Here is a 13,248-nt window from a genome sequence, read left to right on the forward strand (position 1 = left end):
CGTTTTTACCAATATTGATCTGTCTATCTATTTGCAGTTGTTTCATAACTTTTAAGTATGAAGCAACTGCATTTATGTTAAAATATGTTTATTATTGATTAATACCTGAAATGTTTCCAGGCGATACACCATCTACCTTTGTTAAAAATTCTGATTCTTAAATTTATTAAAACATATATTATGGACAAGGCATCATGGCAGGGCGTATTTCCTGCATTAGTTACACCGTTTAAATCTGACGACACGATCGATTTCGACATGTTCGCAAAAAATCTTACTGCACAGGTTGAGGCCGGGATTACTGGTATTATCGTCGCAGGATCTTTGGGTGAAGCGAGCACATTGACATCGGAAGAAAAATATGAATTGGTGAAATTTGCAAAAAAATCACTTCCTGCGGATATGCCGGTGGTTTTGTGTATTGCAGAACAATCGACAGCTGTTGCCGTTGAAATCGCTAAAAAAGCAGAGGAAATCGGTGCAGACGGATTGATGGTTTTGCCTCCGATGCGTTACAAAGCTGATGATCAGGAAACGGTCGTTTATTTCACAACGATTGCGAAGAGCACTTCTTTGTCTGTGATGATCTATAACAATCCGGTTGATTATAAAATTGAAGTGACTTTGGATATGTTTGAGCAATTGTCGGCTTATCCAAATATTCAGGCGATAAAAGAATCTACGCGTGATGTAAGTAACGTAACTCGTATTTTTAATCGTTTTGGTGATCGTTTCAAAGTTTTCTGTGGTGTGGATACTTTAATTATGGAAGAGGTAATGCTTGGCGCTGACGGTGTTGTCGGTGGTCTGGTTGATGCTTTTCCGAAAGAGACCGTTGCTATTTTCAACTTCGTAAAAGCGGGTCAATACAAAGAGGCTCTTGCAGTTTACAGATGGTATCTTCCTCTTTTGGAACTTGACATTCATCCTAAACTGGTTCAGAATATTAAATTGGCAGCGACTCTTGCAGGCATCGGATCTGAATATGTGAGAGCTCCGAGACTCGTGTTGGAAGGTGCGGAAAGAGAAAAGGTTTTGGCAATTGTCAATCACGCAATCGAAACTCAGCCTGTTTTGTCGGATTATTTAAATCTGGCTGTGGACTCATCCGTTGCATAATTTTGTTCTTCTGGTTGAATTATAATTTTAACCAAAAGTGCTTTTCTGTTTAGGGTATATGTAAGGCACATTTAACCCTGAACGAAAAGCTTATGAAAAGCTTTTGGAACCAACCAACATTATAAACGCTGATAGCGAATCGCTAAAAGCCCCCATTATGGATATTTCAAAAGAAGAATTAGATCGTATTGTTCAAAAAGCCCAGGAGGCTTTTTTGATAAGTAAAAACTTTCCGCTTCAAAAACGGATCGCTTTCATGCGTGCCGTAGCTGATGAAATCGAAGCGCTTGGTCCTGAGCTTGTCCAGACTGCAATGGCAGAATCTCATTTGCCGGAGGGGCGATTGGTTGGAGAAAAAGCAAGAACAATTTTTCAGTGGAGAAGTTATGCCGATGCAATTGAAAGGGGCGATTCTCTGGATGCGAGCATTGATACGGCAAATGCAGAACGCACTCCACCAAAACCAGATATCAGAAAAACGGCTGTGCCGCTGGGCCCGGTTACAGTTTTTGGGGCAAGTAATTTTCCATTTGCATTTTCGACAGCAGGTGGAGATACCGCGAGTGCGATCGCAGCAGGTTGTCCTGTAATCGTAAAAGCACATGAAGGTCATCCGAAAACGTCTGGAATTATGGCTGATGCAATTTCCCGCGCCGTTGAGAAAAGCGGTATGTCGGAAGGAATATTTGCTCATGTTTACAGTTCGACATTCGAAACTGGTCAGCAGCTTGTAAGTCATCCGTTGATGAAAGCAGTTGGTTTTACCGGTTCATACCGCGGAGGAAAAGCATTAATGGATCTGGCAAACCAACGTCAGGAACCGATTCCGGTTTACGCCGAAATGGGAAGCGTAAATCCATTATATCTTTTGCCAAATAAAATTAAATCAGCACCGCAGGAACTGGCCAAACAATATGCCGGATCGCTTACGCTCGGTGTTGGGCAATTTTGTACTAATCCGGGATTGGTAATCGGCGTCTCCGGTGAAGATCTTGATTTGTTTATTGAAGCTTTAAAACAGGAAATTGCGGGTATCGCACCTTGTCCGATGCTTAATGAAAAAATAGCAACCGGATATGCTGAAAGTCGTGAGAAAATGATCGGACAATCTGGCGTTGAAGTTGTTGCAATTTCTTCGACAGAAGCAGCACAAGGACAAGGTTTGCCTACCGTAGCAACAGTTTCTGGTGTTGAAATATTGGTTAATCCTGCGTTGATGCATGAAGTTTTCGGACCTTTTGCATTAATTGTTCAATGTAAAGACACCTCAGAATTGTTGGCAGTTTCAGAAAAACTTGACGGGCAGCTAACCGTTTCACTTTTTGCGACAAATGAAGATTTGACTGCAAATGAGGAAACCATATCCATTCTTCAAACAAAATGCGGTCGTATATTATTCAATAATTTCCCGACAGGTGTTGAAGTTTGTAAATCGATGCATCACGGCGGGCCTTTCCCATCTTCCAGCAACGGCGCTTATACTTCGGTAGGAGCAGATTCGATTAAGCGTTTCGTGAGACCATTGAGCTTTCAAAACTGGCCTGATGAATTTTTGCCAGACGAATTGAAAAACAGCAATCCGTTAAATATCTGGCGGACAATCAACAATGAAAGAACAAAAGAGGCGGTTAGCTGATTGCGTTCAAATCATTTTAACGGAACAACAATACAATAATTTAAATGCCTAAGCTGAATGCCGAAAGCCGATAGCTGACAGCCGATACATATGCGTAAGACTTTTTTCTGTATAGATGCCCATACTTGCGGCAACCCGGTGCGGGTTGTCGCGGGTGGAGGGCCTTTGTTGCAAGGTAACAGCATGATGGAGCGCAGGCTTCATTTTTTGAAAGAATTTGACTGGATCAGAAAAGGATTGATGTTCGAGCCCCGCGGCCACGATATGATGAGCGGAAGTATACTTTATCCGCCCGTAGATCCTGAAAATGATATTGGTGTTTTATATATTGAAACCAGTGGTTGTTTGCCCATGTGTGGTCACGGGACGATTGGCACTGTAACCATCGCCATTGAAGAAGGTTTGGTAACGCCAAAAGTGCCGGGAAAACTTCGTCTCGAAACACCTGCCGGACTGGTTCTGGTGGAATATGTGCAGGAAGGTAAAAAAGTAAAATCGGTCAAGCTGATTAATATCAAATCCTTTTTAGCAGCCGAAAAACTGACTGTCGAATGTCCTGATTTAGGTACTCTGACAGTTGATGTCTCTTACGGAGGAAATTTTTATGCGATCGTAGATCCGCAGGAAAATTTTAAAGGACTGGAAAATTATACCGCTGATCAATTAATCAGCTGGAGCCGGGTTTGCAGGAAGCGGATGAATGAACAATACACTTTCATTCATCCGGAAAACGAATACATCAACGGACTCAGTCATTTTCTTTGGGCAGGTGCGGTGATTGATCCAACGTCCACAGCGAGAAATGCTGTTTTCTACGGAGACAAAGCAATTGACAGATCTCCTTGCGGTACCGGAACTTCGGCACGTATGGCGCAATGGCATGCAAAAGGCAAGTTGAAAAAAGGCGATAAGTTTATCCATGAAAGTATCATCGGGTCCAAATTTATAGGTACCGTTGAGGACGAAGTTACCATTGGTGATAAATCCGCTATCATTCCTGGAATTGAAGGATGGGCGATGGTAACTGGATATAATACCATTATCATTGACGATGAGGATCCTTATGCTTATGGGTTTCAAGTGTTGTAATAGAAAATTTTAACCGCTCCGGCGGCCCGGCGCAATAGGCGCAATAAGTTTCGCAATGGACGTGAAATTTAAACTATAAGGTTGTGTCCATTGCGCAAAACTTTGCGTCCATTGCGGTTAAATTATATGAAAATGGATACAAAAAAAGGCAAAGTTGTCATTATCGGAGGCGGAATTATGGGGTTGGCTTCTGCTTATTATCTGTTGAAAGACGGGTGGAATGTGACGGTATTGGAAAAGGGAGATTTGACAAATGGTTGTTCTTTTGGCAATGCCGGTATGATCGTTCCCAGTCACTTTATTCCTTTGGCCGCACCAGGAATGATCTCGAAAGGAATAAAATGGATGTTCAACAGCCGCAGCCCTTTTTATGTAAAACCTTCCCTGGATTTTTCACTAATTTCCTGGGGCTTGAAATTTATGAAAAGTGCCACAGCGAGCCATGTTGAGCACTCGGCACCTTATCTTCGGGATTACCATTTATTGAGCCGCCAGTTATATAAGGATCTTACCAGTGAATCCGGCTTTAATTTTGGTTTAGAGGACAAAGGGATTCTGATGCTTTACAAAACCGAAAAGGCTGGTGAAGAAGAAATTCATGTGGGAAAGGATGCGCAAAAACTTGGCCTGGATGTTGAGGTTTTAAGCAAAGAGCAAGTTCAGGCGTTGGAGCCTCATGCAAATCTGGATGTTATCGGTGCGGTACATTACCGTTGCGATGCGCATTTATATCCAAATGCGCTGATTCCACAACTTATTGATTTTATCAAAAAAAATGGTGGGGAAATTAAAACAAACAGTGATGTAACAGGATTTGATATCCGCGAAGGCGAGATCAAAGCTGTTCAGACAAATAAGGGAAATGTAGAGGGTGATCTTGTCGTGATGACAGGCGGAACCTGGCTTCCTGAACTGGCAAAGTTAGCTGGCTTGTCAATTCCGGTAATGCCTGGAAAGGGATATTCTTTCATGGAACCGAACACTGAACACAAGATTATCCATCCGTCACTTTTGATAGAAGCCCGGGTTGCAGTTACCCCAATGAACGGCCAGGTTCGTTTTGGCGGAACGATGGAAATTGCGCCTGTAAATGACAAAATCAATATGAACAGGGTAGAAGGGATTGTTAATTCAATTCCTAAATACTACTCAGATTTATCAACAGATTTGCCAAAAATAAAGGATATCTGGTACGGTTTCCGCCCATGTTCTCCGGATGGTTTGCCTTATCTGGGTTATAGCAAAAAGTTGAAAAATCTGATCGTTGCAGGTGGTCATGGGATGATGGGCGTAAGTCTGGGGCCGGCAACTGGTAAAATTGTCGCTGAACTGGCTGATCGCAAACCGACTTCTGTGGACATTTCTATTTACGATCCACAACGTTATAACTAAGCAGGATCATTCTACCCCTTTACCAATAATACTATCTTTATTTCCCAAGCCCAGTTATGAGGGCTTGGGAAATAAAATTATTAGATATTTGAGTAATGTATTAGAAAAGTTTGATAATAAGGTTATGTTAGAAACAATATTTGGTATTGCGAATTAATTCAAATTTTGTTACTATGATATTTTTAGTAAAACAGAAGTTTCATAGTTCTGAATAATATTGTAGCTTTCACCAGAAAACCTGATCTTAATAACCTAACCCTTATATGTCACAAGAAAGTACGTCGGAAAATACTTCATTTAAACCTTCCCTGGGCCTAGTAGATGCCACCATGCTTGTAGCTGGCAGTATGATCGGATCAGGGATTTTTATTGTTAGCGCAGATATTACCCGGAATACAGGAAGCGTGGGCTGGCTGATGGTTGTCTGGCTGATCACTGGTTTCATGACACTGACTGCGGCATTGAGTTATGGAGAACTTAGCGCCATGTTTCCGAAAGCGGGCGGGCAATATGTGTATTTAAAAGAAGCGTACAATCCGCTGATTAGTTTTTTGTATGGGTGGAGCTTTTTTACGGTAATACAAACAGCAACAATTGCGGCTGTGGCAGTGGCTTTTGCGAAATTTACCGCCTACCTGTTACCTGTATTTAGTGAAGATTTGGTCGCTATCGACCTTGGTTTTCTCCAGATAACCCCCGCGCAATTGTTATCCATTGTAATTATCGTCGTTCTTACGTTTATAAACACACGTGGCGTTAACAGCGGGAAAATAATTCAGACAACTTTTACACTTGCCAAACTGCTTAGTCTTCTCGGACTGATCGTTTTTGGTCTTCTTTTTATGAAACCGGAAGTCTGGAATATTAACTGGGATTCTGCAACAATGTGGGATTTGCATAAACTTAATCTTGACGGAAGTATCGAATCTTACACCACATTTGCAGCTTTTGGCGCGATTGCTGCATCCATGGTTGGTTCTATTTTTAGCAGCGATTCCTGGAATAATGTAACTTTTATCGCCGGAGAAATTAAAAATCCCCAACGTAATATCGGATTAAGCCTTGCACTCGGTACGATCATCGTGACGGTTATTTATGTGTTGACAAATGTGATGTATACAGGAGTTTTGTCTTTACCGGAAATTGCTTCGGCCGATAAAGACAGGGTTGCAGTAACAGCATCGAACGTAATTTTCGGGAATTCAGGAACGATCATTATTGCCATTATGATCATGGTTTCGACGTTTGGTTGTAATAACGGACTAATTATGTCTGGTGCGCGGGTATATTATTCTATGGCAAAAGACGGTTTATTCTTCAAAAAAGTAGGAGAATTAAACAAGAATTCTGTTCCGGAATTTGGTTTATGGATACAGTGCGTAATTGCTTCCTTATGGAGTTTGAGCGGAAAATATGGTAATCTTCTAGATATGATTTCCTTTGTTGTGGTGGTATTTTATATGCTGACAATTATCGGAATTTTTATACTTCGTAAAAAAAGACCTAACGCGGATCGACCATATAAAGCCTTTGGTTATCCTTTCCTGCCGATTATTTATATTCTGATGGGAACTGCATTTTGCGTGTTGCTTATCATCTTCAAACCAGAATATACCTGGCCGGGGCTAATCATCGTTTTGCTGGGAATACCGGTTTATTATCTGATTGCAAAAAAGGATATTGTTTCTGTAGAATAATATCAGAAATCATTTAGTTCAATTTCTGAGGTTGGTAATGATAGAAATAATTTGTTCGAAAGACGTTGTTATCATTACCAACTTTGGCTATAAAAGAGGTTAAAGTTGTATTACTAATTGGTTTGATCTGCTTGAAAACGTTAGTAGGTTTTTTTTAATCAACCTCAGAAAAGATTTACCAGTCGCACGGTATTCATTCCAATTTTCTAAAATAAATTGACGCTCAAACCTAATAAAACAAGAACTACCAGCCAGCCTGCAATTTGTAATAGAACGGGATGTTTATAAGTGCCCATGAGTCTGGATCTTCGGCTGGCGATTAATAATATTGTGAGCGCGATCGGTAAGACAAATCCATTTAAAGTGCCTACAAAAATCAGAACTTTTACAGGTTTTCCTATCAGGAGAAAGATGACTGTTGAGATCAAAATAAAAAAAAATGTCATAAAGGTCTGGTATTTTTCCAGAAGCGGATGAAAAGATTTTAAAAATGAAATGGAAGTATATGCTGCGCCAACAACGGAAGTAATTGCCGCCGCCCATATCATTAACCCAAACATCTGACGTCCAAACTGCCCTGCTGCATTTTCAAAAACTGAAGCAGTTGGGTTTTCAGGATTTATCTTCGCGCCAGCCAAAATTATTCCCAAAGTCGCAAGAAAAAGAAAATAACGGATGACAGCGGTTACTACAATTCCTGTTGCCGCGCCTCTGTTCACTTGTGGCAACGCTGCTTCTCCTCTAAAACCGGAATCTAAAAGCCTGTGTGCTCCTGCGAAGGAAATGTAACCTCCAACAGTGCCTCCAACCAGCGTCAAGGTTGATATTGCGTTAAATTTTTCAGGGATAAATGTATGATGTAATGCCTCAGCAAAAGGAGGATCCGAAGTAAAGGCAATGTACAGAATCAATCCGATCATGATTAGTCCAAGCACTTTGGTAAACATATCCATTGTTTTACCTGCCTCTTTGAAAAGGAAAATACCAACAGCCAGCAACGCACTGATTACAGCTCCCGTTTTTACAGGTATGCCGGTCATCGCCTCAATTCCAAGACCTGCACCAGCAACATTTCCAATATTAAAAGCCAAGCCGCCAATGACAATCAGCAGCGCAAGAAAATAGCCCAGGCCTGGAAAAAGATCGTTGGCAAGATCCTGGGCATGTTTCCCGGAAACGGTTACAATCTGCCAGATGTTAAATTGAACACATAAATCAATAACAACAGAAATTAGTATAATAAAGCCAAAACTTGTAGCCAGCTGTTCCGTGAAAACTGTTGTCTGTGTAAGAAATCCCGGCCCGACCGCCGAAGTTGCCATTAAAAACGCTGCCCCTAATAAGGCTTTGGAAGATTTTGAATCTGACATAGATTTCGGTTTGGACACAGCGTTTCGAAGATGTTTAGGAGGTGTAAAGAGTTTACTTGTCTTTTTACTTTTGGTTAATCAGATTTGTCGTATCCGCCACCTCCGGGTGTTTCAATGGTTAGAATATCGCCTTTCTGTACTTGAATACTGCATATGCCGGGAAGTTGCGTTGAAACGTGATTACTTGTTAAAGTGTGTTTTCCAGGTTTTCCGTCTTGTCCTCCGTTCAAACCATAAGGAGCGTATTTCCGATGCTGGCCCAGAACTGTTACCTGCAAATTTTCAAGAAATTCAACCTTTCTGATAATCCCGTCACCGCCGTCAAATTGCCCATCTCCACCGGAATTTTTGCGTATACCAAATTCTAGTAATCTTACAGGGTATTTTTGTTCAAGTTGTTCAGGATCAGTAATTCTGGTATTGGTCATGTGTTGGTGAACTGCCGACCTTCCCTTAAAACCGGGTCCTGCGCCTACGCCGCCGCCAATGGTTTCATAGTATCCAAAATTCTCGTTTCCAAAAAGAAAATTATTCATCGTGCCCTGACTGCATGCCGCCAGGCCAAAAGCTTTCAGCAAAGTATCAACAAGGCGCTGACTTACCTCAGTGTTTCCACCGACAACAGCCGGACATTTAAACGGATCATCATAAAAATCAGGATGAAGGAAGCTGTTGTCGGGCAAAATGATTTTCACATTTTTCATCAATCCATCATTCAGCGGAATTTCCTTGTTGACCAGTAATCGCAAAACGTATAAAATGGCGCTGTAAAGAATTGAGATATTGGCGTTCAGATTATTAGGATGAACGGGTGAAGTTCCGGTAAAATCGAAAACCTGTTTTTGAGAATCTATTGAGATTTTTACCTGAATCTGATAATCGTCATCAAGGAATTCTTTGGCTTCAAATATTCTGCCTTCGAGTGATTTTAATGCATCTGTCAACTGCTGAATTGCACTGGTTTTCAGCAATTGCATATATTTTTTAACAGTTTCGACTCCATGAGAATCAGCTAGCTTCAGAAGCTGATCACTTCCCTTTTTTAATGCAGATAAGGCCGCGGTAATATCCGCTTCATTGGATAAGAAATTACGCGTTGGATATTCACATTCGGTAAATAATTTATGAATAACATCCCACTGAAAAACCCCTGCCCTAACCAGATATTGAGGAAGTATAACAACGCCTTCTTCTGCCAGACAAGTGGCGTCCGGCGGCATTGATCCGGGTGTTTTTCCGCCGATTTCTGCATGATGCGCCCGATTGATAACATAGCCCAAACATTCATTTTTAACCGTAAAAACACCTGAAATCAATGTGATATCCGGTAAATGTGATCCTCCGTATTTTGGATGATTGGTTATGATAACGTCGCCCGGACCAATGGAGATCGCCTCCCGGACAAGCCTTCCGCATATACCCATGCTGCCCAAATGCACGGGTATATGCTGGGCATTGACCAACAATTCGCCTTCCGCATCCAGAAGTGCACAGGAGAAATCAAGGCGCTCTTTCACATTGACTGAAAATGCAGTGCGTTGTAATTGAACACCCATTTCATCTGCGATGGCTTTAAAACGATTGGTGAAAAGCTGCAAGGAAATTTCGTCGCTATACTCCTTTGATGGAGTAATTTTTGTATCCGTTTTAAATGCAATCGCATCTTTATTTTCCTGAACAACAAGCTTCCAGCCTAGTGGAATAAAAGCGGTGGAAGTGTTGTTGAGAAGAATGGAAGGTCCTTTTATTTCATCGCCAGGACTTAAAATATCCCAATTATACAGTGCTGTGATTTCTGTATTGACAGTAGCATCAGATTTGTTTAATGGTTTAACTTGCCGCAAAACTTCAACTGATTTACCATTTTTTAAAATAGATTTTGGAGGAATCACATCAGCTTTTTCCTGGACTTTCAGCTTTACACTTTCAAGTTCTACACTGGCATTTTCCGGATAATAACCGAATTGTTCAATATATGCCTTTTTAAAATTTAACAGTGTCAGGCCTTCTTCAAAAGGTATTTCAATTGTATTTTCCTGTCCGGAGAAATGCAAAAATGTTGTGAAAAAAGCAATATCATATTCCTTGATACCTTGCTTCAATAATTCATTTTCAGCGTTAATTAATAATTCATTTTTCCAGCCTGAGATCTGACTTTCTGCATTTTCCCAGGGAAGTGTTATTTGTTTGGAAACAAGAGCACTGATCAATGCTTGTCCTATTCCAACTGCGCTGAAAAGTCCTGCGTCGTACGGAATAATTACATTTTCAATTTCCAATAAATCCGCAAGCTGGCAGCTGTGTAAACCGCCGGCACCTCCAAATGTTATCAAGGCATATTCGGCAGGATTTATTCCCTTTGCTACTGATATTTTTCTGATCGCATCGGCCATTTTTTCGTTCGCAATTCTTTCTAGTCCGATCAGAATTTCTGATTTTGAAAGACGATTGGTAGTCTTTTCAAAAATTGAATCTTGAAGGTTTTCTAGCGTTGATAATGCTGCTTCCGGACGAATCGGGATTCCGAATTTTGCCGGATCCAGTTTTCCAAGCAACAGATTTACGTCTGTAATTGTAAGCGGTCCGCCGGCTCCATAACACGCCGGGCCTGGTGATGCGCCTGCACTTTCCGGGCCAACTTGTAAGGTAAATCCGTCAAACCAACAAACGGAGCCGCCGCCGGCTGCTACTGTTTCAATAGCAAGAGTAGGATTGTGAAACTCGATTCCGTCAATTTCGGTAATATATTTTAACTCAGGCTGTCCGTCGATTCGTGCTACGTCGGTGCTGGTTCCACCCATATCGAAGGTGAGCACCTTTGGGAAACCCAGAAGTTTTGCAATATTGGTTGCCGCGACCATGCCGCCAGCCGGGCCACTCAATAAGCTATCTTTTGCTTTGAAGCCATTGAGTTCCGACAAGCTTCCGGTACTTGTCATGACTTTCAGGCTGCCATCCGGTAAGGAATTCTTGATATTGTTGAGATAAACATCTAAAACAGGATCAAGATAGGCATTGACGACAGCCGTCTGCGTACGTCTTAAATAATGTGAAAAAGGAAAAAGCTGTGAAGATGCTGAAACATATTTTGCTCCATTTTGTCTGAACGCGGTGGTTATGGCTGTTTCATGCCGATCGTTCTGGTATGAATGAAGCAAAGAAATAGCTATCGATTCGAAATGTATGCCTGGAAAAAGTGTAAAGTCATGACTATCCAGTTCTTTGATCAAGCGGCCGTCGGCAGCTACCCGTTCATTTAATTCAATCACATCTGAGTAAAGTAGATTAGGTTCAGGAATGTCCAGTTGAAATAACGACGGACGTTGCTGTGTTCCAATATAAAGTAAATCCTTAAAACCTTTTGTGACGACCAGAAGTGTTTTTGCGCCTTTTCGTTCCAACAAAGCATTCGTTCCTTTGGTGGTACCCAAGCGCATTTCCAAAGATGGAAGTGGGTTTTTTAGCGGCGTTTTGGTTAACAATCTTGCCGCGAGAACAGGTGCTTCCTCGCCGCTGAACAATTCGAAATCCGTGTTGGCAATATCTGAAAGCTCAGTATCTAATGTCAAAATATTTTTGTCGTAATCAACGCCGGTCAAAAATGCCGATTCCTTCGTATGGTAAATATGGAAGGTGTAACCCGCCAATAACTCGCTCTCATATTTCCATGACGAAGAAAACTCATAAATAAAAGCAGTGACTTTTTTAACGATTCTCCCTCTCAATCGTGCAGAGCTCAGCACTTTAATTCTTGTCGTTTTTCCATCTGGATCAACCGCGAGACAGTCCGTGAAAGTACCGCCAGTGTCAATGCTGATTTTCCAGATTGGTGTGTTTGAAGTATTCAAAATAGTCGTTTTAGCGCAGTTATGGATTCAGTTACCAAATTACACCGGATTTTGAATAAAACCGATCTTGAAAAGTGTATGTGACCGACTTAGCTTAGGTTTTATTTAAATTCTTTGCCGTAATAATTAAAATCACACACTACTTATTTTATTAGATATGAAAAGAAATGATACGCTTTGGAAAGGTATACTGGAAAATATATTCGGAGATTTTCTGTTGTTTTTCTTCAATAATGCTGACGAAGTATTTGATACTAAAAAAGGCTTTCAGTTTCTCGACAAAGAGCTGGAACAGCTTTTTCCGGCAGAAGAAATTCTAGCCCCAAAGTTTGTTGATAAGCTGGTTAAGGTTTTCACCAAATCAGGAAAACAAGAATGGATTCTTTTACATATCGAAGTTCAGGGTTATCATGACAAAGACTTCGGAGAGAGAATGTTTACATACTTTTATCGGATACTTGACAGATATGGCAAGCGTTTGACAAGCATTGCCATTTTTACTGATGCGCAAAAAAGTTTTAAACCAAAAAAATATGTATATGAATATCTGGGTACGAAACTTAGCTTTGAGTTTAATACCTACAAAGTAATTGAGCAAAATGAAGAAATGCTCCTGGCAAGTGATAATCCATTTGCAATAGTAATTCTGACGGTATTGCTTGCAATCAAGAAAAAGCAATATAATAACGACGAAAAGCTTTTTCACCAAAAGTATTTACTGGCAAAATTGTTGCTAAGCAGAAAAATATCGAGAACTAAAATTAATCATTTGTTGATTTTCCTGCAACGCTACGTAACTTTTGCAGATACAGAATTTAATATTAAATTTGATAAGGTAATTGAAGAATTAACAGAAAAACGCACAGCTATGGGAATCAAAGAGTTAGTTATTGATCTGGCAAAAAAAGAAGGGATTGCAAAAGGTAAGGAAGAGGTTGTCCGTAATCTGTTATTGGCAAAAAGATTTACGATTTCTGAAATTGCAAACTTCGCGAGTGTAACTGAATCTTTCGTTTTAAATGTGCAGCAAAAGCTTTCATGAATTTAACATAATGCAATAAAATTTGAAGGCTCCCAGCGGAGTCTTTTTGTTTTTA

General features: G+C 40.7%; 8 protein-coding genes. 6 read left to right on the forward strand and 2 right to left on the reverse strand.

Annotation, left to right across the window (positions count from 1 at the left end; translation table 11 throughout):
- Window positions 1-180 precede the first annotated feature (180 nt).
- The 5 genes from L0657_RS16060 to L0657_RS16080 all read left to right on the forward strand — a co-directional run bounded on the left by L0657_RS16060 (window position 181) and on the right by L0657_RS16080 (window position 6,933).
- Complete coding sequence (locus L0657_RS16060; RefSeq protein ID WP_235151799.1) at window positions 181-1,119, forward strand: dihydrodipicolinate synthase family protein; 939 nt, start codon at window positions 181-183, stop codon at window positions 1,117-1,119.
- Between the two features lie 103 nt (window positions 1,120-1,222).
- Window positions 1,223-2,755, forward strand: a complete 1,533-nt coding sequence (locus tag L0657_RS16065; RefSeq protein ID WP_255717875.1) for an aldehyde dehydrogenase (NADP(+)) — start codon at window positions 1,223-1,225, stop codon at window positions 2,753-2,755.
- 90 nt (window positions 2,756-2,845) lie between these two features.
- Window positions 2,846-3,844, forward strand: a complete 999-nt coding sequence (locus L0657_RS16070) for a 4-hydroxyproline epimerase (RefSeq protein ID WP_235151801.1) — start codon at window positions 2,846-2,848, stop codon at window positions 3,842-3,844.
- 132 nt (window positions 3,845-3,976) lie between these two features.
- Window positions 3,977-5,236, forward strand: coding sequence for an FAD-binding oxidoreductase (locus L0657_RS16075; protein ID WP_235151802.1), 1,260 nt, complete (start codon window positions 3,977-3,979; stop codon window positions 5,234-5,236).
- A gap of 263 nt (window positions 5,237-5,499) precedes the next feature.
- On the forward strand, window positions 5,500-6,933 hold the full coding sequence (locus L0657_RS16080) for an APC family permease (RefSeq protein ID WP_235151803.1): 1,434 nt from the start codon (window positions 5,500-5,502) through the stop codon (window positions 6,931-6,933).
- Between the two features lie 206 nt (window positions 6,934-7,139).
- On the opposite strand, the gene L0657_RS16085 is transcribed toward L0657_RS16080, so the two are convergent.
- Window positions 7,140-8,303 (reverse strand): NRAMP family divalent metal transporter, encoded by a 1,164-nt coding sequence (locus L0657_RS16085; protein WP_235151804.1) that lies wholly within the window; start codon window positions 8,301-8,303, stop codon window positions 7,140-7,142.
- A 74-nt stretch (window positions 8,304-8,377) separates the two neighbouring features.
- A complete protein-coding gene (locus tag L0657_RS16090) occupies window positions 8,378-12,151 on the reverse strand; it encodes a hydantoinase B/oxoprolinase family protein (RefSeq protein WP_235151805.1) in 3,774 nt (1,257 codons plus the stop codon).
- A gap of 157 nt (window positions 12,152-12,308) precedes the next feature.
- Here L0657_RS16090 and L0657_RS16095 point away from each other — a divergent pair, with 157 nt between their 5' ends.
- Window positions 12,309-13,193 carry a hypothetical protein gene (locus L0657_RS16095; protein WP_235151806.1) on the forward strand — a complete coding sequence of 295 codons (885 nt, stop codon included), beginning with the start codon at window positions 12,309-12,311 and terminating at the stop codon, window positions 13,191-13,193.
- Window positions 13,194-13,248: the final 55 nt, after the last annotated feature.

The organism is Dyadobacter sp. CY345, assembly GCF_021502725.1.
GTDB lineage: Bacteria > Bacteroidota > Bacteroidia > Cytophagales > Spirosomataceae > Dyadobacter.